The sequence below is a fragment of the Streptomyces sp. NBC_00510 genome (assembly GCA_036013505.1).
Classification (GTDB): domain Bacteria; phylum Actinomycetota; class Actinomycetes; order Streptomycetales; family Streptomycetaceae; genus Actinacidiphila.
This window is the reverse complement of record CP107851.1, coordinates 8,302,689-8,324,859: the sequence shown is the minus strand read 5'-3', so window position 1 is coordinate 8,324,859 and position 22,171 is coordinate 8,302,689. Positions and strand designations below refer to the sequence as shown.

The following is a 22,171-nucleotide window of genomic DNA, read 5'->3' as shown; positions in this document are numbered from 1 at the left end:
GTCACTTCCGGCCCCTGGTGGTGCGGCGGCCGTGGTGGAGTAGGGTCTCCCCACGTCGCGCCGGACACACCACATCGGGGATCAGCCTGTGACGCCGTACTCCCTGGCGTTCTACATGGACGTCATCACCACAGGCACCGTGCTCGGCGTGGGCCCCGCGGATTCTCCCGACCGCGTGACCGAGGTCCTCGGCCCGGATTTCGCCGAGAACGCCTTCGGCTCCCTCAGCATCTGCCGTGACTACGGTCTCGTCGAGTTCTACTGGAACCGGGATGCCGCTGGCGAACCCTGGTCGGGGCACCACTTCAGCTTGCACGTGCACCGACTGGCGTTCCGCGATCGCACGCTGGTCAACGCCGAAATGCGCGCCAGATACGGCAGGTTCACTCCCAGGCTTCGCTTCGACAAGCTCCGACGCCTGCTGGACCGGCGTGGTGTCCCCCTGCTGGAGATCCCCGAAATCCCTGCGAACGCCCCGTACTTCCGTACTTTCTGGCAGCCCGGTTCCCACGTGGCCGTCTCGGTCATCGGCACCTACGGCGAGTACGGCACGCCCGACAATCTGCGGGTCGGCGACGTGTACAAGATCCAGGCACCGGTCCCCGCCGAGGAAGTGGAGTGGCGGAGGACCCGGAAGAGGTGAGGGATTCCGGCCCGCACAGCACCCAGGCTGCCGGCGAGGCCGCCTGGAGTGAGTACCAGGCTCTCACCCGCGCGTTCCCGCGGGCCTGGAAGCTCGGTCTGAACCTGGCCTTCTACCGGTGCTTCGCCGTGCCGTCCATCGCGTGCGTGCTGATGTCCACGGGCAGGATCACCGGGCAGCCGATGGTGCGCGCCAAGGCCACCGGGGCCGCCCTCTTCCAGCTGATCGAGGAAGGACCCGACGGCGAGGTGTCCGCCCAGGTCCTGGAGCGCCTGCGCCGCGTCCACCGCGAACTGCCCGTCGACAAAGACGCCTTCGTTTACGTGCTCGGTCTGTTCTGCGTCCACCCGCTGCGGTTCATGGCCGCCTACGGACCGCGCCGCCCCACGGCGGCCGAGGAGGAGTCCGCCCACGCCTTCTACACGCTGGTCGGGCACCGGCTGGGCATCCGGCCGATCCCCGCGACGTACCGCGAGCTCGCCGACGCCCAGGACGCCTACGAGCAGCGCTTCTTCCGGGAGACGCCCGACGGCCTGGCGCTGTGGGCCGCCTCCCGTCAGATCTTCGCGGAGCGCCTGCCCGGACCCTTCTCCGGGATCGGACCGCTGCTCGCCGAGGCGTTGATGGGCACGGCCGGCCCCGCCCTGAGCATCCCCGACCGGCCCCGCACGACAGCGCTGGCCGGGCGCCTGCTTCGCCGGTACCTGGGCCGCGACGGCGCGTCCCCCTGAGGGCCGACGCGGTGGCCGGGGGGCTCACACCGAGTACGGATCGGAGCGTCCGGCCACCGCACGGCTGCAACTCGCCCTGCCGCCCTGCACGGACGAGGACGACCCCTCGGCACCGTGGCGACTCCGCACCGTCGGCTGCACCGGCCCGCATGCCTTCCGCCTTCGCACCGCTGCCTTCCATGGCCCGGGCGTACTCGCCCAATCCGTGCCGCCGACCGGACCCCACAGCCTCGACCTGCACCAGGGTGCCGTGCACATCGCCGCTGGGAAGGGATGGAGTGGGTCGGTGAGCTGACGCCGGGACAGACCCGGCGTCAGCTCACTTGGTGGCGTAGATGGCCGTGTAGCCGCCGATGAGGGGACGGGCCTCCGTCCTGGAGAAGCCTGCCGCCGCCAGCCAACCGGTCGCATCGGCGACGGTGTACTCGGAGCCGGCTTCCGTGTCGATGAGCATGTTCAGCGACACCATGAAGCCGTAGGTGTTGTGCCGTCGGTCGTCGTCGATCATGGCGTCGTAGACGATGAGCGTGCCGCCTTCGGGCAGGGCGTCGTAGGCCTTGCGGAGCAGGAACTGCCGCTGTTCGAGGTTCCAGTCGTGGAGGATCTGCCCCATGACGTAGACGTCGGCCTGGGGAAGGGGGTCGGAGAAGAAGTCGCCGCTGTGGAAGGAGAGGCGGTCGGTCAGGCCGTGCGCGGCGGCGAATTCCTCGAAGACCGGGCGCACCGGGGGAAGTTCGAAGACGGTTCCGGTCATCTCGGGGCGGGATCGCAGCACTGCCGCGGGTACGGCTCCCAGAGCGCCGCCGAGGTCGACCACGTGCCGGCGGCCGGTCCAGTCGAAGTCGGCGGCGAGTGCCCCGGCGAGGGGTGTGCTGACACCGTTCATGCCGTTGAGGAAGTTGCGCCACGCGACGGGGTCTTGGCTCAGCGTCGCGAAGAAGGGGGCTCCGGTGTGCGTGACTTCGTTCTGCTGGGTGCCGGTTCGCAGGGCATCGGTGAGGTTGTTCCAGAAGCCGAAGAGACGGGCGTTGGCCATCTCCAGGATGCCGCCGATGTAGGAGGGCTTGGCCTGGTCCAGGAAGACCTCGGACGCGGGGCTGTTGCGGTAGACACCGTCGTCGTCACGGTCCAGCAGGCCCAGCGACACGAGGGCGTCGAGGAAGTCCGCGGAGGACCTGGGGTGGAGGCCCACTTCGGCGGCGAGGGACGCGTGATCGCGACCGCCCCGGGCCAGGACGGTGAATATCTCCAGCTCCACCGCGCTCAGCAGTGTCTTCGAGGCCATGAATCCCAGACCCAGCTGAAGGATCGGCTCGGGGGTGATCGATTCGTCGACGGTCACATGCATCTCCACTCACTCGACAACGGTTTCTCAGGTTGGTCGCTTGTCGCGGTCTCGCACCGACGACCCGGGCGGGACGGGCCGCGCTCCGGGTTCAGAGCGTCTTGATCTGGCCGCCGTCGATCAGCACCTCGGCCCCGTTGATGTTGCCCGCCACCGGCGAGGCCAGGAAGACGGTGAGGTCGGCCACCTCCTGCGGCTCGGTGATCCGGCCCGAGGTGATGCCCATGCTCTGGGGGACCACGACGTCCAGGGCCTCCTGCGCCGTGGTGCCGGCGGCCGCGGCGGTGGCGTCCGCGAAGGCGCCCGGGGCCGTCCAGAACGGGGTGCGGACCGGGCCGGGGGAGATCGCGTTGACGCGGATGCCCTTCGGCGCGAACTCTTCGGACAGCGACTTGCTCAGGTTGGTCAGCGCGGCCTTGGCGGCCGAGTAGTCCACGACCATCGGGAAGGGCGTGCGGGCGTTGATGGAGCTGATGTTGACGATGGCCGCGCCTTCGGCCTCGGCCAGGTGCGGGAGCGCGGCGCGGCTGGCGCGGACGGCGCTGAAGAAGGTCAGGTCGAAGATCCGCTGCCATTCGGCGTCGGTGACCTCGAGGAACCCGGCGCGCGGTTCGGCGGCGCCGACGTTGTTGACGAGGATGTCGATCCGCTGGTGGCGCTCCGCCGCGCGGCGGACCAGGGTCTGCGCCCCCTCCGGTGTCGCCAGGTCGACGGGCACGATGGTGACGTCGTAGGCGGTCGCCAGAGCGTCGAGTTCGGGCGTCGAGCTGCGGCTGCCGGCGACGACGCGGACACCTTCGCGGGCCATCGCCTCGACGACGGCCAGGCCGATGCCCTTGCTGGCTCCGGTGACGACGGCGACCTTGTTCTTGAGGTGCAGTTCCATGAGGAATCCTTTGTGGAGTGATCAATACAGAATTACGCCAAGCGGAAGCCCGGCCCACACGGTGTGCGCCGGAGCCCGCCCACGGTCAGCCCAGGGCGCGCATCGCCACCGCGAGGGCGTCCTCGACGAAGGACCGCCCAAGACGCGCCCGGCCGACGACCCGCAGGCCCTGGACGAAGGTGGTCAGGAAGCGGGCCAGCTCGACCGGGTTCTTGTCCGGCGCCAGCTCACCCCGCGACCTGGCCCGCGCCAGGGCTCCCGCCAGGGACGACTCGACCTGCCGCATCGCCGCGACGACGCGTTCGGCCGCCGGGGGCCGGCCGCCGCACTCGGTGGCGGCGTTGACGACGAGGCAACCCCGCGACGGATCGGTCAGGTCCGCCTCGATCATGGCGACGAGGACCTGTCGCACCGCCGGCCGGATCTCGGTCGCGTGCTCGAGGATCTTCACGAGGTCGTCCGCCTGGAGGGCGGAGTAACGCTCGAGGGCGCGGAGGTAGAGCTGTTCCTTCGAGCCGAAAGCCGCGTAGAAGCTGCCGCTTCCGATCGACAGCTCGTCGAGGAGGTCCTGCAGGGAGGTCTCGGCGTAGCCGCGACGCCAGAACAGGTCCATCGCGCGGTCGACCGCCCGGTCGACGTCGAACTCCCTGATCCGTCCCATGTCGGGAAGCCTAGCATGATTCTGGATTGATCAATAAAGTAAGCGTCCCGGAGGGCGTCTCGCCCGCTGCGGTCCTCACCGGGCTCAGAGGGATGCCAGCCAGGCCGCGGTCTCGTCGGGGTGGCCGAAGCGGAGGGTGTCCAGCGGAGCGAAGCGGGGATCGCCGACACGGCGCCCGATCTCGAGGCGACGGCCCGCGTGCTGGGACCAGGACCACCAGGCAGGATGCTCCCGGCTCAGCCAGCCGGTGAGGGTTTCCCTGTTGCCCCCGAAGACCGCCTCGCGCGTGACGGTGCGCCGCACGGACCGGCGCAGGACGCGCGGCATAACGACGCGCCTGGGATAGTCCAGCCACACCACGGTGTCGGCCCGCCCCCACAGCAGGTCACGAACGTCCGGGTAGCCGAGGGAGTCGACCACCCAGCGGGGCCCGGCGGCGAACCCCGCCACGTCCTCGGTGAACGCGCCGTTCACCGCCCAGCCGGGGCCGTTGAAGTACAGCGCGTCCATCTCGTGGTACGGCAGGCCCAGTCGACCGCTCACCGCACGGGCGAGCGTGGACTTGCCCGCGCCCGTGGCGCCCACCACCAAGATCCGTTCCACGACCGTGCACCCTACCCGGGCCACCGCGGCGCGGGCAGTGGCAGATGCTCGTGACGGATCAGCCGGCCTTGTTCGGATCGAAGCCGTACCGGCGATCACGGACGGCCGCCACGACCTTGGCGACCCGGGCGTCGAAGGCGTCGAGTTCTTCCGCCTCGGCCGCGTTGGCGACGAACGCGCGTCGGTCACACAGGACGCCTGCCCGCCAGATCCGTTCGATGGCCCGGGTCGCGGTGATGTCGGTCAACGGGTCGCCGGACACGAGCATGAGGTCCGCGCGCCGACCGGGTGCGACCTGCCCGCGGTCGGCGAGGCTGAACACTCGTGCCGGAGCGGCGGTCGCGGCGTTCAGCGCCTGAGCGGGCGTCATGCCGCAGCGGCCGAGCAGCTCCAGTTCCCGGTGCAGACTTGCCCCGAACACGGTTCCCGGGTTCGGGGCGTCGGTGCCGGCCAGGAGCGTGACGCCCGCATCGACCAGGCGGCCGACGTTCTCCTCAGCGCGGGAATAGGGCGGCATCGCTCGCCCATGCCGCCCCGATGCCCCAGAGGTCAGCCGCCGCGCCTGTGCGTCCCCAAGTGCCGCGGCAAGTCGCGGGTCGCCGGCCACAGCTGCTCCGCCCGGTTCGCCCAGGACGTTCTCGATGGTTGCCAGCGTCGGGCCGACCGCGATTCCGGCCTCGGCGATCCGCCCGGCCAGGGCTCCGTCCACTTCTCCGTCCACCGGCACATGCGCGATGACGTCGATGCCCGCGGACACGACCTCGCCCATCCCGGCCACGGAGTGGATGTGCGCGACGACCACGAGTCCGCGACGATGCGCCGCCTCGGTCAACGCGGTGATCGTGGCCAGGTCCAAAGACGGGGTCGTCCGTGGACCCGCCGTGCCCGAAGGGCCGAAGATCTTCACGTAGTCCGAGCCTTCGGCGACGCGGTCCGCGACGAACTGCTCGGCCTGCTCCGGGCCGGTCAAGGTCGGGAACGGGGCGTACATCGCCGAGGGATGCCCGCCCGGTGCAGTGGCACCGATCCCCGCGGAACGCACGTCGGCGACGTCCGGCCGAACGCCGGCCTGTCGCTTGGCCACGGCCATCGCGTCGGCCTGGCTGAACATGTCCAGTGCAGTGGTCACACCGAAGGTGAGCCCCTGCGCCAGAGCGCCGGGCACCAGGTGGATGTGCGAGTCGATCAGCCCCGGCAGGAGGGTGCCGCCCTCCGCGTCGATCACCTCGTCGCCGTTCTGGGCAGTGGGACCGGTGGCACAGTCGGTGATGATGCCGTCGGCGAACCGGACCGACGTCCAGTCCCGCAGCCGGGTGCCGTCGAAGACCCTCGCGTTGACGATCGCCGTTGCTTCGGTCACGAGGCCCCTCCCGAACGGATGCGCTTGGTGGTCAGGGGCGGGACGCTAGAGCGTCCCGCGATGTGAGGTCAACTCGCCCCCGCTACCCGGTCCCCGCGTCGTACGTCTGCTGGTGGCGGCGGATCTCGGCATGCCGCTCGGCCGACCAGGCCGCCAGTTCCAGCACGGTGGACAGCAGGGAGGTGCCGAGCCCGGTCAGGGAGTACTCGACGCGCGGCGGCACCTCGGCGTACGCGGTCCGGTCGACCAGGCCGCTGCGCTGGAGCTGCTTGAGCGTGAGCGTGAGCATCCGCTGGGAGATGCCGGGGATGGCGTGCGCGAGGTCGGAGTAGCGCACGGGTCCGTCGGAGAGGGTGCCGATGATCAGCACGCTCCACTTGTCGCCGACCAGGTCGAGGATCTCGCGGATGAAGTCCGCGTCCCCGTCACCCCAGTGCGCGCACGGGCCGGGCACGCGCCGCACGCTCGCCCGCACGTTGGTGCGTCCCTGCCGCATCCCGCTGCCGGTGCCCACGTCCGCCGCCTCTCCCACGACCCACGCACATCAATGTGCCTTTTGTATCGCTTCTCACACTAATGCAGAGTGAGGCTACGAACAGAAAGTGAGTTTCGAGAGGGGCCCACCATGCAGATCGACTTCTGGTCCGACATCGTCTGCCCGTACTGCGGATTGGCGGACAACCGGCTGCGGCTGGCGCTGGAGCGTTTCGAGCACGCCGGCGAGGTGCGGATCGTGCACCGCTCGTTCCAGCTCCACCCCGACCTGCCCCGCGAGGGCATCACCCAGCGGCGGCTCCTGGAGAAGCACGGGATCTCCGCGTCCAGGCGCGAACAGATCTTCGCGCCGATCGAGCGCGCCGCCCGGGACGAGGGGCTGGACCCGTACCGCGCGCTGGAGCGGACGCTGGGGCCGACCGACTACGCGCACGAACTCCTCGCCCTCGCCACGGACCGGGGGCGCGGCGGCGAGGTGTGGACGGCGATGTTCCGCGCCCACTTCGGGCAGGCGCGCGAGCTGTGGACCCGGGAGCAGGTCCTCGACTTCGCCGCCGAGGCCGGCCTCGACCGCGAGGAGGCCGCCGAGGCGCTGCGCGACCGGCGCTACCGGGCCCGGGTGGACGCCGACCAGCGCGAAGCCGAGCGCCTGGGGGCACGCGGGACGCCGTTCATCATCCTCGACGGCAGGTACGCGATCCCCGGCGCCGTCGGCATCGACGAGCTCCTGGCCGCGATCACCAAGGCCTGGGAGGCGGCGCACCCCGAGCCCCGGCCGCTGCAGATCCTCGGCGGAGCGGGCGCGGCCGCCTGCGGCCCGGACGGCTGTGCGGTCCCCCGGCCTCCCGCGCCCTGACGACACGGCCTCACCGGAGCCCGCCCGCACCCGCGCGCCGGAACCCGGCCGGCGGACCACCACCACACCCGCACACCCGCACCACAGCGAAAGAGTCACCACCATGTCCTACCTGCTGCGCATCGACGCCTCGGCCTCCGGCGACGCCTCCGTCTCCCGCCGGGTCGCCGATTCCTTCACCGCCGCTTGGGCCGGCGGCGTCGTCCGCCGCGACCTCGCGCTCGACCCCGTCGGCCACCTGGACGCGGCCGGCATCCTGGCCCGTACGACCCCCGCCGAAGAGCACACCCCCGAACAGAAGGCCGCCGCCCGGCTCCAGGACGAGCTGGTGGAGGAGTTCTTGGGCGCCGACGCCTACCTCTTCGCCGTACCGCTCTACAACTACGCGATGCCGTCGGTCTTCAAGGCGTGGCTGGACCACATCATGATCGTCGGCAGGACGATCGGGCTGCCCGGCCCCGCTCCCAGCGCCGGGCGCCCCGCCGTCGTCGTCTCCGCCCGGGGCGGCGGCTACGGTCCCGGCGCGCCCCAGCACGGCAAGGACTTCCTGATCCCCGCGCTGGAGACCATCCTCGGCGATCCGCGGCTGATGGCCCTGGACGTCCGCCCCATCACGCCCGAACTGACCTATGCGCCCACGGTGCCGTCGCTCGGGCACCTGCTCCCCGAGCACCGCGCCTCACTGGAGGATGCGCACGCGCGGGCGCGCCGTCAGGCGGTGGAGGTCGCCGCGCTCACCGCCACCCGGTCGACCACCTGACCGGGTCCGTCCAGGACGCGCTGCCCGTGAAGGGGCAGCGGGGGTCAGCGCACCTTGCGGAAGGTCTCGCGGACGTCGTCGATGTAGGCCCCGGGATTCTCGTAGTGGCCGAAGTGACCTCCCTTCGGGTGGGCGTTGACGTTGACCACGTTGAACGAGTCGTAGGATGGGCCGTGCACGAAGGCGGCGATGCGCTCCTCGACCGTGCGGACACCGGGCGGGTAGACGTCACCGAGCAGGAAGGTGAAGCCCGCCGGTGCCTCGACCACCGGCCGGCGGTCGTGCGACGGCGCCCAGGGGTGGCGGACGGTGTTGCGGTACATGCGGATCGAGGTGCCGATGGACTGGGTCACCCAGAAGACGGTGGCCTGGGTCAGGACGAAGTCCCGGGAGAAGACGGCGTCGAAGTCCTCGTTCTTGTCGCTCCACTTCTTCCACCGCTGCAGCAGCCAGGCGAGCATGCCGACCGGGGAGTCGTTCAGACCGTGCGACAGGGTCGACGCGTCCAGCATGTGCACGGCGACGTGGGAGGCATAGGTGGAGTGGAACTTCATGATGTCCGCCCGCAGTTCGGGTGAGGCGTCCGCGGGGATGGGCTGGCCCATGGTCAGGTCCCAGTAGCGGTCGTGCTGGAAGAGTCCCGGCGGCAGGTCGTGGCCGAAGTGCAGGGCGATGAGGCTGTCGGCGTACTTGTGACCCAGGGCGCTGGTCACCAGAGCGCCGTAGTCGGAGCCCAGCGAGCCGTACTTCTCGTAGCCGAGCACCTCGGTCATGAGGGTGTGGAGGACGTCGGCGATCTTCCAGTAGTTCAGGTCGCCCCGCGTGAGGGGGGTGGACCAGGCGAAGCCGGGAAGGGTCGGCATGATGACGTCGAAGGCGTCGGCCGGGTCCCCGCCGTGGGCGGCGGGGTCCGCCAGGGGGTCGAGGAGCGGGTAGCTGAACTCACCGGGCCACGGCCAGCCGTGCAGGACCAGCAACGGGGTCGGGCTCGGGCCCTTGCCGGGCTTGCGGACGAAGTGGACGGGAGTGCCGTCGATCTCCACCGTGAACTGCTCGTGCCCGTTCAGCCGCTTCTCGGCCGCGCGCCAGTCGAAACCGTCCGCCCAGTACTCGACCAGCGGCTTGAGGTAGGCGGTGCTGACACCGTAGTACTCCTCCTCGTTGTCCAGGTCGTCGAAGAAGCGGGTCTTCCTCAGGCGGTCGGTGAGGTCGTCCAGGACGTCCTGCGCCACGTCGATGGTGAAGCGTTCCGGCGACGGAACCGTGTTCTTGTCGGTCATGGGTGCGCTGCTTTCTCGGGAAGGTGGGGCAGGTGCTGAAGGGGGGAAGGGGGGAAGGTGCGGTGCCCCGGGAGGGGGACACCGTCAGTAGCTGAAGTCCAGGCGCAGCCGGGTCTGTTCGAGTTCGGCGATGTACCAGGTGTCGCCGGTCCTGGCGAAGCGGGCGTGGTAGTGGCCGTAACCGTGCATGCCCTTGAACGGGAAGTCCGGGTTGACCTCGGCGTCCTCGGGCCGGGTGATGAGGTCCTCCATCGACCAGGTGCCGCGGGCGCCGGTCCCCGACTCGACGTCGATCTCGTCGGAGAAGAGGTGGTGGACCAGGACGTCGTCGGGACCGCTGCTCCCGCCGATCGTGGCGGCGATCTCCTCACGACCGGTCATCCGCAGCCACACCGAACCGTCGGGCTTGCGTGGGGTGAACGTGCCGTCGGGAGTGAACAGGCCGGCCAGGTCCTGCCACCGCTTCTGGTCGGCGTAGCGGACGTACCGCGCCATCAGGCGGCGCAGTTCTTCGATCGTCGTCAGGCGTTCGACGTCGTTCATGTGGTGCTCCTCACGGGTTCGGGACGGTCACTCGGCAGCGGTCGGTGGCTCAACTGAGGAGCGAGCGGGCGTAGTCGGGGTTGGTGTAGTCGCGCCAGGCGGCGATCCTGCCGTCGCGGACCTCGTAGACGGCCATGTTCATCACGGGGGCCAGTGGCCCGCCGGGAAGGGCGAGGCCGTGGACCTGCTCGGCGATGACGATGTCGCCGTTGACGGCCTGGTGGACCGTCTCGAACCTGACCTGCTCGAAGGTGCCGAAGACGTTCCGCCACATCTCCAGCAGGGCGTCCCGGCCCCGGATCTCGTCGTCGCCGTAGTTGCGGAAGACGACGTCGGTGTGGAGGAACGGCAGCAGGCGGTCGGTGTCCTTGGTGTTGAACGCCTCGACGAAGGTGCGGACCAGAGTGTCGTTGTCGACGGACATGGAATTCCCTCGCTTCCCGCCGCGCGCGCTGGGGCGCGCGGCACCCGGGAGCAGATTGGACCGCTTGGTCCATCTGCTGTCTGCCGCCAGCATGGGCGGCACAAATTGGACCCGCAAGTCCAAAAAGCGAGATGTGGACCACCCGGTCCAGCGACCTATAGTGACGCCATGCTGACCAAGAAGGGCGCGGCGACCAAGGCACGCATCATCGACGCCGCCGCGCAGCTCGTCGCCGTCAAGGGCGCGGCCGAGACCTGTCTCGACGACATCCGCGCCGCCACCGGCACGAGCAAGAGCCAGCTGTTCCACTACTTCCCGGAGGGCAAGACCCAGCTCCTGCTCGCCGTCGCTGAGGACTGTTCACAGCGCGCCCTGGAGGACCAGCGCCCCCTGCTCGACCAGCTCGACAGCTGGGAGTCCTGGGAGCAGTGGCAGGAGCTGATGCTCCGGCTCCACACCCCCGACAACGACTACTGCCCGCTGACAGCGCTCACCCGCCAGTCCCCGCGGACCGTCCCGGGCATCCAGGCGCTCATCGCCGACCACCTCGAACGCTGGCACGCAGCCCTCGCCAAAGGCTTGACGGCCATGCGGACCGACGGGCTGCTCCGCGAGGACGCCGATGTCGACGAGCTCGCCACAGCGGTCCTCGCCGCCGTCCAGGGCGGAGCGGTGATGGGGCAGATCACCGGCTCCACGGTCCCCCTGCGCACCGCCCTCAAAGTGGTGCTCGACCACCTGCGGACCTGGGCACCCCCGGATCCGGCCCTTCCCGCCATGCGGTAGCGACGGCACGCGTGGCGCGCCGGCGGGGTACCAGGCTCTGGAACGCCGCCCGGCTACCAGCCAGGTTCGCCCGGTGAAGGCGTGGCCGTCTCGACCGGCAGATCCAGACGCAACTGGTAGCCACCGTCAGGGGTGGGACCGCAGACGAGGGAGCCGCCGAGCAGCGCCGCACGCTGGCGCAGGCCCGTCAGGCCGTAACGGGCGCTCGGCAAGGGGAAGGTCGGCCGGTCGGGGGCGCTGTTGGTGACCATGACATGGGCGGTCGCATCGGCGTGCCAGACCCGAATGGTCGTGGCGGCACCCGGGGCGTGTTTGCGAACGTTGGTCAGCCCTTCCTGGACGGTGCGGTAGATGGCGCGCTGCGCGGAAGGGGCGAGGTCGCCGGGAAGGTCGACGGTCAGCTCGGCGTCGATGCCGCTGCCGCCGACCAGGCGCTCCAGATCGGCCACGGACGGCTGCGGGGTGAGCTCGGTGAGGCGACCACCGGAAGCACGCAGCACGCCGACCATGTACCTCAGCTCGTCCAGGGTCTGCACACTCAGCCGGCGGATCGTGCCAGCGGCGTCCTTGGCCTGGGCGTCACCCGTACCGACCTGGAGGGCGCCGGCCCGCACCGCGATCAGGCCGACCTGGTGGGAGACCACGTCGTGCATCTCCCGGGCGAGCTGGGCTCGCTCGGCGGCCAGAACGGTCTGGGCGATCAGCAGCCGTTCGTGCTCGCGAGCCTCGGAGACTTCCACGATGCGTCGCGACAGGTCCCGGCGGGCTTGGACCAGTTGCCCGAGGAAGGCCGCCGCGGCCGCGGTCGCCGCCGTGTAGGTCAAGGTGACCAGGTCCTCCGCCGACAGGTTCGGCGCCAGGTCGCACAGCGTGAAGGCCACCACGCCGAGCGCCAGGATGAGGCGCCTGCGCGACACGGATGCGAGGGTGTACAGCGCTGCGAGCGATGCGAAGATCGCGTCGGAGAAGAAGACGGCCGGCAGGGTCACGAGGAACGTCGGCAGCGGCAGGCCGTGCCGCAGCAGGAGCGCGAAGGCCCCGCTCACCGCGCATGCGAGTTGCAAGGGTTCGTCGATGTGGACATGGACCCAGACGTCGAAGAGCGCGACGAGGACCAGAGCGCCGTCAAGGACGACGGACGGCGGGCGTCGGAGATTCACCTGACCTCCTGGTCCCTCGACGGCCGCATGCCGCGCCCGTGTTCTCCCGGCGTCACGCGGGCCTGGACGTGCAGGGCGCCGGGCACCGAGGACAGGTGCCCGGTACGTGCGGGGCGCCGTCAAGTCCCCTCTGGACAACAGGAGCGTTACTGATCGTAACAGGAGGAAGCGGAACTCCCGGGGCCCGGTCAGAGATGCGGCGCGGCGTTCCAGCTGGCCAGGAGCGGCAGGACCCGGGCGGTGGAGGAGTCGGGGTCGGCGGTGTAGACGACGAGGCGCTGGTCGGGCTCGTGGGGCGCGCGGACGATCTCGATGTCGAAGGACATCGGGCCCGCCGTGGGGTGCTGGATGCGCTTGGTCACCGACGCGTAGTCGCGGACGGCGTGGTCGTCCCACCAGCGGGCGACGTCGGCGTCGGTGGTGCGCAACTCGTCGACGAGCGCGGTGAGGCGGTTGTCGTGCGGGCGGCGGGCGGTCTCCCGGCGCATCGTGGCGACGGTGGCCGAGGCGAAGTCCTGCCAGTTCACGATCCGTTCGCGGGCGACCGGGTCCTGGAACATGTAGCGGACGAACGACGTCCCCGGCTCCAGCGGACGGCCCAGCACCTCCACGAGCAGGGCGTTGCGGGCCAGCACCTCGCCGCGGTGGCCGAGCAGCAGGACCGGGACGTGGTCGAGCGTGCGCATCAGCCGCAGCAGCCCGGGATCGGGGCGCTGCACCGACTGCGGGGTCGCGGCGCGCCGCCGCACGGTGGGTGCGGCGAGGTCGCGGAGATGCGCGTGCTCGACCTCGTCCAGGCGTAGCGCCCGGGCCAGCGCGTCGAGCACCTCGTCGGAGATGTTGGCCTGGCGTCCCTGTTCGAGCCGGCTGTAGTAGTCCGGGCTCAGGCCGGCGAGCACGGCCAGCTCCTCGCGCCGCAGCCCCGGCACCCGCCGGGCCCCGGGGAACGCTTCGATGCCCGCCTGGGAGGGGGTGATGCGGTCCCGGCGGGAGCGGAGGAACGCCCCGAGCGCGGCGCGGTCGCGTGGCATGGCTCCAGGGTAGGCGGCACGCCGTCGCCCTGGGTGGTCCTGCCATGCCCAGGTACGTCCTGACCTGGCCCGATGCCGGCGGGCCGCCGTAGACAGGGACCCATGACCACTTCTCTTCACACCACAGACAGCACACCCTCCACCCCCGGTTCCCGGCTGGCCGGCCGCACCGCCGTGATCACCGGCTCGACCAGCGGGATCGGTGCGGCGATAGCCCGCACGTTCGCCGGCGAGGGTGCCCACGTCGTCGTCAGCGGCCGGCAGGGATCCCGCGGCAAGGAGGTCGTCGAGGACATCCGGCGGGCCGGCGGCCGGGCCGACTTCGTCGCGGCGGACCTGGCAGGCAGCTACGAGCAGCTGCGGGCCTTCGCCGCGGAGGCCACCGACGTGCTCGGCGGACGCGTCGACATCCTGGTCAACAGCGCGGGCATCTACCCGGCGACGGCGACCGAGGACCTGCCGGACGCCGACCTGGACGCCATGCTCGCTGTCAACGTCCGCGCCCCGCATGTGCTGGTCGCCGCGATGGCGCCGGCCATGGCCGAGCGGGGCAACGGTGTCATCGTCACCATCGGCTCCTGGATGGCCCAGGTCGGCAGCCCCTACGCGGCGATGTACACCGCGACCAAGGCGGCGGACGAGCAGCTCACCCGCAGCTGGGCCGCGGAGTACGGCCCGCGCGGCGTGCGGGTGAACGCCGTCGCGCCCGGGGCGACCCTCACGCCGGGCAACGAGGCGGCCCGTGCGGAGCTCGACGCGATGACCGCCGCCACCCCGGCAGGCGTGGTGATCCGGCCCGACGACATCGCCAAGGGCGTTCTGTACGTCGCCAGCGACGACGCGGCCATGGTCCACGGCATCACGCTCTACGTGGACGGCGGAATCTCCGCCACCCGCCCGAACTGACCCCTCCGGCGCCCCGCCGCCTTCCCGGCGGCGGGGGTGCGGGAACCAAAGCCTTCTTACCATCCAGTGATGATTATTAAGAACTTGCCTAATTGCTTTAGGCAAACTAGCCTGCCGCCTCATGAAGCCGTTGACCGAGCAAGAGATCCGCAGCGCGTTCGTGAACTGCACCAAGGGCGAGGCCAAGCGCCTGTTCGTCCCCCGTGACCTGGCCGAGCAGCCGTGGGAAGACCTGGACTTCCTCGGCTGGCGGGACCCCCAGGCCCCCGACCGGTCCTACCTCGCCACCGAGCTGGACGGCCGCACGGTGGCCCTCGCCCTGCGCACCTCGGGCCCGGCCTCCTGGCAGGCACGGCTCAGCATGTGCTCGATGTGCCTGACCACCCACTCCGGGGGCGTCTCGCTCATGGTCGCCGCGAAAGCCGGCAAGGCCGGGCAGCAGGGCAACACCGTGGGCGCCTACATGTGCAGCGACCTCGCCTGCCCGTTGTACGTGCGGGGCATGAAGGACGCGGGCATCGGCGCGCGGCTCCACGAGACGCTCACCCTGGAGGAGAAGATCCAGCGGACCGTCGCGAACCTCGCCGCGTTCATCGCCAAGGTCACCATGTGAGCGAGGCGGCCTCACGGACCATTCCCTGGGTGAGCTCCCACCTCTTCGTGTTCGAGCCCGCGGGGGACGGCTGGCGCCTCGCCGAGGACCTGACCACGGCCGAGCGGGACAACGGCTGACATCCCGGGCGGCAGAGCCTCCCCGCCAAGGACCCCGCCCGCACCACCTCGGGGCAGAGAACCCGTGCTGCCACGCCGGGAAGCTGCTCGGGCATGCGGATAACCCTTCGCGCAACCTAGGACCCCTAGGTTAAAGTGAGGGCTCCTAGGAGCAAGCGGGAGGGTTCATGGTGCGAGCCGGACTGACGGCGGAACGGGTGACGGTCGCGGGCGCCGAGCTGGCGGACGAGGTCGGACTCGACCAGGTGACCATGTCCCAGGTCGCCCGGCGGCTCGGCGTCAGGGACGCCAGCCTCTACACGCACGTGCGCAACCTTGAGGACCTGCGCGGACGGATCGCGCTCCTGGCCGCCGACGAGAAGACCATCCGCATCGCCGAGGCCACCGCGGGCCGGGCCGGCAAGGACGCGCTCATCGCGTTCGCCAACGCCTGGCGCGAGTACGCCCACCAGCACCCCGGCCGCTACACCGCGACGCAGACCCCCCTGCAGATCGACCCCGAACTGGCCGCCAAAGCCCGCGGACCACGACGCGCCGTCGAGCTGACCTACGGCATGCTCCGCGCCTACGGACTCGCAGAGCCCGACCTCACCGACGCCGTACGGCTGCTGCGCAGCACCTTCCACGGGTTCGTCGCCCTGGAGGCCGCCGGCGGCTTCGCCCACCGGCGCTCACCGCAGCAGTCCTGGCTCCGCGCCCTCGACGCCCTGCACCACCTCCTGGAGCACTGGCCCCCGTCCCGAGAAGGAGAAGCAGCCCCATGACGACCGACCTCTCCACCGGCAGCCTGCGCGTGAACGGCGCGACCCTGCACTACGAAGTCCGCGGCCGGGGCCCCCTCCTGCTCCTGATCGCGGGAGGAACCGGCGGCGCCGCGACCTTCGACGACATCGCCGACGACCTGGCCGCCGCGTACACGGTCGCGACCTACGACCCGCGCGGCATGTCCCGCAGCACCCTCGACGACCCCGACGCGGAACAGCACGTCGCCGAACACGCCGACGACGCACTCCACCTCCTCGACCTGCTCTCGCCCGACGAACCCGCCCGCGTCTTCGGCGCCAGCTCGGGCGCGATCACCGCCCTCCACCTGCTCACCACCCACCCCGAACGCGTCGCACGCCTCGTCGCACACGAACCGCCGGTCGTGGACGTCCTCCCCGACGCCCCCGAACACCGCGCACTCGTCGCCCGCGTGCGGGACACCTTCCGCGCCCAAGGGCTCAAGGCGGCGATGGCCGCGTTCGCCGAGGGCATGAGGAAGGACGACGACACCACCGACCCGAAGCCCGAGGTCAAGCTGCCGCCACGAGCGGCGGCGCGGGTCGAGCGGACCATGGGCAACCTGCCCCTCTTCGTCGGCCGCATCGTGCCCGCCTTCATGTCCTACGCCCCCGACACCGGCCGCCTCAAGGCGCTGTCGGACCGGGTCGTGCTCGCCGCCGGCCAGGACTCGCGCGGCGAGCTCCCCCACCGCGCGGCGGCCTCCCTGGCCGAGCACCTCGGCACGGAACTCCGGTACTTCCCCGGCAGCCACATCGGCCTGACGACACACCCCACCGAGTTCGGTAAGCACCTCCGCGAGGCCCTCGGCACCCAGTAGACCCGCGTCCCCGACCCGATTGGGCGCCGTGCGGCTGCGGGAAGGCCGGGGCGGTTGTTCGATGGGCGGCAACGGTCCCCGGCGCGCCCCGTGCGGGGCCGACGGCCGGGCAGGTGGTGCACCGTGGCAGGCAAGGACGCTCCCGCCGACCTCGACTCGGTCGCCGACGAGCTGTACCGGCTGCCGCCCGCGCAGTTCACCGCCGCCCGCAACGCGTACGCGCAGGCCGCCAGGAAGGCCGGCGACCGGCCCCTCGCCGACCGGATCGCGGCCCTGCGCAAGCCCACCACCTCGGCCTGGGCCGCCAATCTGCTGGCCCGCGAACGCCGGGACGAGATCGGGCCGCTCCTCCAACTCGGCGAAGCACTGCGGCAGGCCCACCGCAGCCTGGACGGAGAACAACTCCGCCGGCTCAACCGGCAGCAGCGGGAGCTCGTGCAGGCACTGTCCGGGCAAGCCGGACGACTGGCCGCGGAAGCCGGACAGCCCCTCGCCGGCCAAGCCGTGCAGGAAGTGGAGGAGACCCTGCACGCCGCACTGGCCGACCCCGACGCCGGCGCGGCGTTCGCGGAGGGCCGCCTGACCAAGCCACTGTCGGCGACCGTGGACATCACCGGCCAGGCCACCACCGCCCAGGGCACGCACCGCACACCACCCGCCCCCGTACGGGCGAAGAAGAAGCCGGCACGGACCGCCGAGGACACGGAGCGGGCCCGCCGCGATGCGGAGCGACAGCGCCGACGCGAGGAAGCCGAGCAGGCCGGACAGCAGGCCCGCCGGGCGGAGCAGGAAGCCGAGGCCCGGGCAGCGGCCGCCCGGGAAGGCCTGGACGCGGCGGACCGGCACCGCGACGAGGCCCAGGCCCGCCTCGACGGACTGCTCGGGCAGGTCAAGGACGCGGAGCAGACCGTACGGGCAGCCCGCGACGGCCAGGGCCAGGCCCGACGGCTGCTGCGTGAGGCCGACAAGGCCGCCCGCGACGCCCGCCGCCGGGCCCATGAAGCGGCCGCCCACGCCGACCGGCTGATCGCACGCCTCGACGATCCGGACCCCTGACCGGAACCCTGGAGGGTCACGCCCGGCCCTCGCGCTCCAGGCCTGACGGCCCGGAGCCCCCGCCCCCTCACATCACGACCTGCCGCCGAACTGCCAGTTGTGGACCTCGATCCCGGCGTACGCGTCGGGGGTCAGGACAGCGCGCGCGGCGTCCCCGTCCGGTGCCCGGACCAGTGCCGCCGTCCCGAGCCACGTGCTGCCGTCGTCGGACAGCAGGGGCCCGTACGCGATCAGGTCGTCCCGCGTGGGCGGCACGACGAGGTCGGCTCCCCGGCCCGTCCCGAGGCCGAGCACCAGGTACCGGTTGCCGCCGGTACGGCCACCGGGGAAGTCCCACATGGTGCGCCCCAGCAGGTTGCGCCACCGGCGCACCAGCACGTCCCGGTACACGCCCGCCTGGTAGCCGGGCTCGTCGAAGGCGAACGCGCGGGCAGCGGCAGCGTTCGGCAGGTCGACTATGTGCACGCTGCCGGTGGGCTCGCCGTCCTCGGCGGTGAGGGTCGGGCCGCGGGCGATCATCTCCTTCTCGTACTGGTCCATGTACGACCAGTGCTGCTCCAGCAGCTCTTGACGCAGCGTCAGCGAATCGGGCCGGTCACGGTGGTAGCAGAAGAACTCCATGCGCACACTCTCCCCCAGCGCAGGCCCGACCCGCTCGAACGCACCGGCGCCGTCCGGCCACGCCAAGGCGGTGATATTCCGGTGCGTGACGTCCGGCCGCCGCTCAGACTGCGGGCATGGACGAAACCACCGGGTCCGCAGCCGTCACGCCGGCACAGTCGTCGAGCGAGTTGCTGGGGTATCCGCCCGATGCCCGGCTCCTGATCGTCAACTGCGATGACTTCGGGATGTACCCGGCGATCAACGCCGCCGTGATCGAGTCGCTCGAAGAAGGCATCGCCAGTTCGTGCAGCCTGATGGTCCCGTGTCCCGCGGCGCCGCAGGCCATGCAACTGCTCGGCCGACGCCCCCACATCCCGTTCGGCATCCACCTCACCCTGGTGTGCGACCTCCCCGGCCTCCCATGGGAGCCACTGACCGCCAAGGAACGGATCCCCTCACTGCTGGACCCCACGGGCGCGCTGTTCGCGCCGACGGCCGCCGGACGGACGGCGTTGCTCGGCCAGGCTCGGCTCGATGAGGTGGCGCTCGAGTTCCGCGCCCAGATCGATGCCGTCGCCGACGCCGGGCTCACGCCGACCCACCTGGACTTCCATTGCCTCGCCGATGGCGGCCGCGAGGACATCCTCGACCTGACCGTGGCGCTGGCTGCCGAGTACGGACTCGCGGTCCGGGTGTGGCTCGAACCCAGGCGCAGCACGATGCGGCAACGCGGACTGCCGGTCCCTGACCACGACTTCCTCGACAGCTTCTCCCTCGACATCGAGGGAAAGGCGACCCGGTACGCCGACATGCTGCGTGCCCTGCCCGCCGGGCTCAGCGAATGGGCCGTGCATCCCGGTCTGGGCGATGAGCGGTCGCAGGCCGTCGACGGTGGCTGGCTCGTACGCCGCACGGACTACGCGTTCCTCACCTCGCCGCAGGCCCGTGCTGTTCTGCGTCAGGAGGGCATCCGCGTGATCGACTACCGATCGGTCCAGCGGGCCTGGTGCACGGACCCCGCGCGGTGAACGGGGTCCACGACGGCCGCGGCACAGTGGTCACACCGGCCACAGAACCGTCGACACCGTCGTGGACGTACCGTGCACGGCTCAGGAGTTCGCGGACTCCCGGACGTTCACGGCGATGGCCCGCTCGAGGAGGGCGGGGTCGGCGAGCGACATCGGATGGGCCAGGCCGTAGAAGACCGCCGTGCTCGCTTCGGCGATCGTCACGTCCGTGAGCGAGGCCTGTGCGAGCTGAGCCATGGCCCAGCGCTGGCGCTGCACCTCCTCGGGCACCTCGGCCCCCTCGATCGCGTCGCGGAGGGCGGCGTCCGAGCCGGCCGAGACGGCCCACATGGCGTCGACGGCCACTTCCTGCAGGGCGAAGAACTCGGTGGCCGGTTCGCCGGGTTCGATGCCACCGCCCAGGTATTCGGACAGGCAGGAGGCGTGGAGGGCGGCGGACATCATGCCCTGCGCATAGGTGGCGTTCAGGGAGGCCACCGCGTCGCCGACGCCGACCAGGCCGGCGGGGTAGCGCGACAGCCCCGTGAAATCACGGCGCCGGCTGTCCGACTGGTGGAAGGTCAGGACGTCCCGGGTGACGGCGCCGCTGGTCACCTCCCCGAAGGGATACGGCAGCTTCCCGCACAGCGCGCGGAACTCCTCGATCGACCGGGGAGGCCGGCCCTCCGCGTAGGTGGTGAGCCCCACGAGCCACTGGTCGTCCTCGACGGGCTTGGCCAGGGCCACGGCCAGGCCGCCCGGCCCGGGCGGCAGCGTGAACCGGGCGCCCGTGAAGGACGGCTCCTCCGTGTGCGGGCCGGTCCGCTCGAAGAGCGCCGTCGCGTAGTGGGCCCCGGTCTGCATGCGCTGCAGCCGGGGCCTGTCGAAGCCCGCCTGCTCGACCCAGTCCGAGGACTTGGTGGCGCGCCCCATCGCGTCCACCACGAAGTCGACGGGCAGCACGCCGGCGACACCGTCGACGACGTACCGCACGGCGTCCACCGCACCGCTGTCGTCGTACTCCAGGCCCGTCGCCTGTGCCGCCACGGTCTCCACGTTGGGCAGGGCCAGGACCCGGCTACGGATGCGCGACTCGAGGAAGGGGCGGGTGCAGAAAAGGAACTCGGTGTCTCCGGTGCGGAGTTGCTCCCTGCCGTCGACGTACATGGTCATACGCCGGGGCCCGAGCAGGACGCCGCCCAGTTCCCGCGCCTCCCGCGTGAATCCCGGCAGCCACCGCTCCAGTTGTACGAGCCCGCCGGCCTGCAACCCGTGCACCTGACGATCGTGGGGAACGCCCGCACGGGGGTGTCCCTGCGTATTCGTCTCGTCCCGCTCGACGATCACAACGGTCCGGGCGTGGTCCGCGAGGACCCGGGCCGCCAGAAGGCCGGCGACACTGCCACCCAACACACACGCTGTGTCGAACAGCATGGGGGGATGCTCGGGCACGTCCGACCTGACGATCCTGTCGTACACGGTCATGGGCGAGACAGCCACACACTCTCCTTGGCCCCGATGGCTGCGCGCACCACCCTTGGGCTTCTCTCAGTGGGCGGCCTGCGCTCGGCCGACCGATCCTGCGCGAGCTACGATCGCGACCATCCGCCTGGGCACAGACACTCCGTCAAATACCTTTTAGTGAGGGTCTGTTGCCTTCGAACTTCGGATGGCGCGTCGGAGCGTACGGCAACCTGCTTGATGCAGCAAGCATATGTGCGGCCCCCACGAGCGGTGAGCCCGCCGAGGGGCCCTGACACACCCCCCTCGGCGGGGTGGCCGACGCTTGAGCCGACGCGCCCCGCAACGATGGCAAAGCGTGGGACGGCCCAGCTGGGCTCAGCCGCCTTCTACTTGACGAGTCAAGCTGACTCATGGTTACTTGACGCCGCAACGACTGCGCGCCCCTCGCCGCCCCTTCCCCCCCCTCTCGTTACGGCCGGGACTCCCGGCGACCCACGCATGCGGCGTCCCCGCATGCGCGATCCCACGACTTCGCACAGGAGCGAGAATTGGCAACCCCCGAGCAGTACAAGAGCGGTGCACTGTACGTCCGTTCCACCGAGGGACCCGTCAAGTGGGTGGCCGGTGACGAGTACACCATCAAGGTCAACAGCAAGGAGACCGGCGGCCGGCTCGGCTTCGTCGTCGCCACCGTGCCCTCGGGCAACGGACCGATAGCGCATCTCCACGAGCACAACGACGAGGCGTTCTACGTCCTCGAGGGCGAGCTGGAGTTCCTGGACGGCGAGAACACCTTCGTCGCCTCGGCGGGAGACTTCGTCTTCGTTCCGCGTGGTGTACGGCACCGGTTCAAGAACATCAGCGACCGCGAGGCCAAGATGGCCTTCTTCTTCACCCCGGGCGGCCCCGAGAACTTCTTCCTCGACTTCGGGGACGACCCGCTGCCCGGGCACTCGCCGCGCCTGTGGACCCCGGAGGATTTCACTCCGGAAATGATCGCGGTCAACGAGGCCATGGGGAACGTCATCCTCCCCGAATGACGGGTCCGGCCCCACGGCCGGAATACGACAGCCGTCCGACGGTCACCACCCAAGCCCCTCTGCCTCCCGAAGGGGACCGTGCCCGCCGGCGAATCTCGGCTCGCACCGCGCGGCCCCCGCACCGCCTCACCAGCGGGGACGAGGTCAGACGACCCATGCGGCGGCCGCGACGCAGGGGCATTTGACGCATGCGGCA

Annotated in this window: 25 protein-coding genes; 12 read left to right on the top strand and 13 right to left on the bottom strand. The window is 71.0% G+C overall.

From position 1 onward, the window contains the following. Positions 1–88 precede the first annotated feature (88 nt). Positions 89–643, top strand: a complete 555-nt coding sequence (locus OG937_37760; GenBank protein ID WUD77047.1) for a hypothetical protein — start codon at positions 89–91, stop codon at positions 641–643. After that, positions 640–1,374 (top strand): DUF2236 domain-containing protein, encoded by a 735-nt coding sequence (locus OG937_37755; GenBank protein WUD77046.1) that lies wholly within the window; start codon positions 640–642, stop codon positions 1,372–1,374. The genes OG937_37760 and OG937_37755 overlap by 4 nt, the downstream gene beginning before the upstream one ends. 319 nt (positions 1,375–1,693) lie before the next feature. Here the strand turns inward: OG937_37755 and OG937_37750 are convergent, their stop codons facing one another. From OG937_37750 to OG937_37725, 6 genes are all read right to left on the bottom strand, one after another. Continuing rightward, a complete protein-coding gene (locus OG937_37750; protein WUD77045.1) occupies positions 1,694–2,722 on the bottom strand; it encodes an acetylserotonin O-methyltransferase in 1,029 nt (342 codons plus the stop codon). A gap of 88 nt (positions 2,723–2,810) precedes the next feature. Beyond that, entirely contained in the window at positions 2,811–3,605 is a 795-nt protein-coding gene (locus tag OG937_37745; protein WUD77044.1) for an oxidoreductase, read from the bottom strand. An 85-nt stretch (positions 3,606–3,690) separates the two neighbouring features. Then, positions 3,691–4,266 (bottom strand): TetR/AcrR family transcriptional regulator, encoded by a 576-nt coding sequence (locus tag OG937_37740; GenBank protein WUD77043.1) that lies wholly within the window; start codon positions 4,264–4,266, stop codon positions 3,691–3,693. 84 nt (positions 4,267–4,350) lie between these two features. Then, complete coding sequence (locus tag OG937_37735) at positions 4,351–4,869, bottom strand: adenylate kinase (protein WUD77042.1); 519 nt, start codon at positions 4,867–4,869, stop codon at positions 4,351–4,353. 58 nt (positions 4,870–4,927) lie between these two features. Continuing rightward, complete coding sequence (locus OG937_37730) at positions 4,928–6,229, bottom strand: amidohydrolase family protein (protein ID WUD77041.1); 1,302 nt, start codon at positions 6,227–6,229, stop codon at positions 4,928–4,930. An 82-nt stretch (positions 6,230–6,311) separates the two neighbouring features. After that, the gene (locus OG937_37725; GenBank protein WUD77040.1) at positions 6,312–6,761 is read right to left on the bottom strand and encodes a helix-turn-helix transcriptional regulator; all 450 of its coding nucleotides are present in this window, start codon (positions 6,759–6,761) and stop codon (positions 6,312–6,314) included. Between the two features lie 93 nt (positions 6,762–6,854). Here OG937_37725 and OG937_37720 point away from each other — a divergent pair, with 93 nt between their 5' ends. Both OG937_37720 and OG937_37715 read left to right on the top strand, forming a co-directional pair. Then, positions 6,855–7,580 (top strand): DsbA family oxidoreductase, encoded by a 726-nt coding sequence (locus OG937_37720; protein ID WUD77039.1) that lies wholly within the window; start codon positions 6,855–6,857, stop codon positions 7,578–7,580. A gap of 103 nt (positions 7,581–7,683) precedes the next feature. After that, complete coding sequence (locus OG937_37715) at positions 7,684–8,340, top strand: NAD(P)H-dependent oxidoreductase (GenBank protein ID WUD77038.1); 657 nt, start codon at positions 7,684–7,686, stop codon at positions 8,338–8,340. 44 nt (positions 8,341–8,384) lie between these two features. Here the strand turns inward: OG937_37715 and OG937_37710 are convergent, their stop codons facing one another. From OG937_37710 to OG937_37700, 3 genes are all read right to left on the bottom strand, one after another. Further along, positions 8,385–9,620: an epoxide hydrolase 1 gene (locus OG937_37710; GenBank protein WUD77037.1), complete on the bottom strand. Its 1,236-nt coding sequence runs from the start codon at positions 9,618–9,620 to the stop codon at positions 8,385–8,387. Between the two features lie 84 nt (positions 9,621–9,704). Next, entirely contained in the window at positions 9,705–10,163 is a 459-nt protein-coding gene (locus OG937_37705; GenBank protein ID WUD77036.1) for a nuclear transport factor 2 family protein, read from the bottom strand. A 49-nt stretch (positions 10,164–10,212) separates the two neighbouring features. Next, positions 10,213–10,587, bottom strand: a complete 375-nt coding sequence (locus OG937_37700; GenBank protein WUD77035.1) for a nuclear transport factor 2 family protein — start codon at positions 10,585–10,587, stop codon at positions 10,213–10,215. A 168-nt stretch (positions 10,588–10,755) separates the two neighbouring features. Between OG937_37700 and OG937_37695 the strand changes: the two genes are divergently transcribed. Continuing rightward, a complete protein-coding gene (locus OG937_37695; protein ID WUD77034.1) occupies positions 10,756–11,373 on the top strand; it encodes a TetR/AcrR family transcriptional regulator in 618 nt (205 codons plus the stop codon). A 53-nt stretch (positions 11,374–11,426) separates the two neighbouring features. On the opposite strand, the gene OG937_37690 is transcribed toward OG937_37695, so the two are convergent. Together OG937_37690 and OG937_37685 are read right to left on the bottom strand one after the other, a co-directional pair. Beyond that, positions 11,427–12,533 carry a histidine kinase gene (locus OG937_37690; protein WUD77033.1) on the bottom strand — a complete coding sequence of 369 codons (1,107 nt, stop codon included), beginning with the start codon at positions 12,531–12,533 and terminating at the stop codon, positions 11,427–11,429. Positions 12,534–12,721: 188 nt separating this feature from the next. Beyond that, positions 12,722–13,564, bottom strand: a complete 843-nt coding sequence (locus OG937_37685) for a helix-turn-helix transcriptional regulator (protein WUD77032.1) — start codon at positions 13,562–13,564, stop codon at positions 12,722–12,724. A gap of 102 nt (positions 13,565–13,666) precedes the next feature. Between OG937_37685 and OG937_37680 the strand changes: the two genes are divergently transcribed. From OG937_37680 to OG937_37660, 5 genes are all read left to right on the top strand, one after another. Further along, positions 13,667–14,470, top strand: coding sequence for an SDR family oxidoreductase (locus OG937_37680; protein WUD77031.1), 804 nt, complete (start codon positions 13,667–13,669; stop codon positions 14,468–14,470). Positions 14,471–14,591: 121 nt separating this feature from the next. Beyond that, positions 14,592–15,083, top strand: a complete 492-nt coding sequence (locus OG937_37675) for an FBP domain-containing protein (protein ID WUD77030.1) — start codon at positions 14,592–14,594, stop codon at positions 15,081–15,083. A 286-nt stretch (positions 15,084–15,369) separates the two neighbouring features. Continuing rightward, positions 15,370–15,966 (top strand): WHG domain-containing protein, encoded by a 597-nt coding sequence (locus tag OG937_37670; GenBank protein ID WUD77029.1) that lies wholly within the window; start codon positions 15,370–15,372, stop codon positions 15,964–15,966. Beyond that, positions 15,963–16,805: an alpha/beta hydrolase gene (locus tag OG937_37665; GenBank protein ID WUD77028.1), complete on the top strand. Its 843-nt coding sequence runs from the start codon at positions 15,963–15,965 to the stop codon at positions 16,803–16,805. Before OG937_37670 ends, OG937_37665 begins: the two co-directional genes overlap by 4 nt. 123 nt (positions 16,806–16,928) lie before the next feature. Next, a complete protein-coding gene (locus OG937_37660) occupies positions 16,929–17,861 on the top strand; it encodes a hypothetical protein (GenBank protein ID WUD77027.1) in 933 nt (310 codons plus the stop codon). A gap of 72 nt (positions 17,862–17,933) precedes the next feature. Here the strand turns inward: OG937_37660 and OG937_37655 are convergent, their stop codons facing one another. Next, positions 17,934–18,482, bottom strand: coding sequence for a YciI family protein (locus OG937_37655; GenBank protein WUD77026.1), 549 nt, complete (start codon positions 18,480–18,482; stop codon positions 17,934–17,936). Between the two features lie 116 nt (positions 18,483–18,598). Here OG937_37655 and OG937_37650 point away from each other — a divergent pair, with 116 nt between their 5' ends. Beyond that, positions 18,599–19,492, top strand: coding sequence for a polysaccharide deacetylase family protein (locus OG937_37650; protein ID WUD77025.1), 894 nt, complete (start codon positions 18,599–18,601; stop codon positions 19,490–19,492). Between the two features lie 81 nt (positions 19,493–19,573). On the opposite strand, the gene OG937_37645 is transcribed toward OG937_37650, so the two are convergent. Further along, complete coding sequence (locus OG937_37645) at positions 19,574–20,905, bottom strand: FAD-dependent monooxygenase (protein ID WUD77024.1); 1,332 nt, start codon at positions 20,903–20,905, stop codon at positions 19,574–19,576. Between the two features lie 578 nt (positions 20,906–21,483). On the opposite strand from OG937_37645, the gene OG937_37640 reads away from it, so the two are divergent. Further along, positions 21,484–21,975: a cupin domain-containing protein gene (locus OG937_37640; protein WUD77023.1), complete on the top strand. Its 492-nt coding sequence runs from the start codon at positions 21,484–21,486 to the stop codon at positions 21,973–21,975. Positions 21,976–22,171: the final 196 nt, after the last annotated feature.

What these genes read in the sequence shown, in the direction of transcription:
- OG937_37665 (WUD77028.1), top strand. Translation starts at nt 15,963, where the DNA reads ATGACGACCGACCTCTCCACCGGCAGCCTGCGCGTGAACGGCGCGACC.
- OG937_37680 (WUD77031.1), top strand. Translation starts at nt 13,667, where the DNA reads ATGACCACTTCTCTTCACACCACAGACAGCACACCCTCCACCCCCGGT.
- OG937_37705 (WUD77036.1), bottom strand. Translation starts at nt 10,163, where the DNA reads ATGAACGACGTCGAACGCCTGACGACGATCGAAGAACTGCGCCGCCTG.
- OG937_37750 (WUD77045.1), bottom strand. Translation starts at nt 2,722, where the DNA reads ATGCATGTGACCGTCGACGAATCGATCACCCCCGAGCCGATCCTTCAG.
- OG937_37715 (WUD77038.1), top strand. Translation starts at nt 7,684, where the DNA reads ATGTCCTACCTGCTGCGCATCGACGCCTCGGCCTCCGGCGACGCCTCC.
- OG937_37720 (WUD77039.1), top strand. Translation starts at nt 6,855, where the DNA reads ATGCAGATCGACTTCTGGTCCGACATCGTCTGCCCGTACTGCGGATTG.
- OG937_37745 (WUD77044.1), bottom strand. Translation starts at nt 3,605, where the DNA reads ATGGAACTGCACCTCAAGAACAAGGTCGCCGTCGTCACCGGAGCCAGC.
- OG937_37650 (WUD77025.1), top strand. Translation starts at nt 18,599, where the DNA reads ATGGACGAAACCACCGGGTCCGCAGCCGTCACGCCGGCACAGTCGTCG.
- OG937_37700 (WUD77035.1), bottom strand. Translation starts at nt 10,587, where the DNA reads ATGTCCGTCGACAACGACACTCTGGTCCGCACCTTCGTCGAGGCGTTC.
- OG937_37655 (WUD77026.1), bottom strand. Translation starts at nt 18,482, where the DNA reads ATGGAGTTCTTCTGCTACCACCGTGACCGGCCCGATTCGCTGACGCTG.
- OG937_37670 (WUD77029.1), top strand. Translation starts at nt 15,370, where the DNA reads ATGGTGCGAGCCGGACTGACGGCGGAACGGGTGACGGTCGCGGGCGCC.
- OG937_37685 (WUD77032.1), bottom strand. Translation starts at nt 13,564, where the DNA reads ATGCCACGCGACCGCGCCGCGCTCGGGGCGTTCCTCCGCTCCCGCCGG.
- OG937_37695 (WUD77034.1), top strand. Translation starts at nt 10,756, where the DNA reads ATGCTGACCAAGAAGGGCGCGGCGACCAAGGCACGCATCATCGACGCC.
- OG937_37710 (WUD77037.1), bottom strand. Translation starts at nt 9,620, where the DNA reads ATGACCGACAAGAACACGGTTCCGTCGCCGGAACGCTTCACCATCGAC.
- OG937_37675 (WUD77030.1), top strand. Translation starts at nt 14,592, where the DNA reads ATGAAGCCGTTGACCGAGCAAGAGATCCGCAGCGCGTTCGTGAACTGC.
- OG937_37645 (WUD77024.1), bottom strand. Translation starts at nt 20,905, where the DNA reads ATGCTGTTCGACACAGCGTGTGTGTTGGGTGGCAGTGTCGCCGGCCTT.
- OG937_37740 (WUD77043.1), bottom strand. Translation starts at nt 4,266, where the DNA reads ATGGGACGGATCAGGGAGTTCGACGTCGACCGGGCGGTCGACCGCGCG.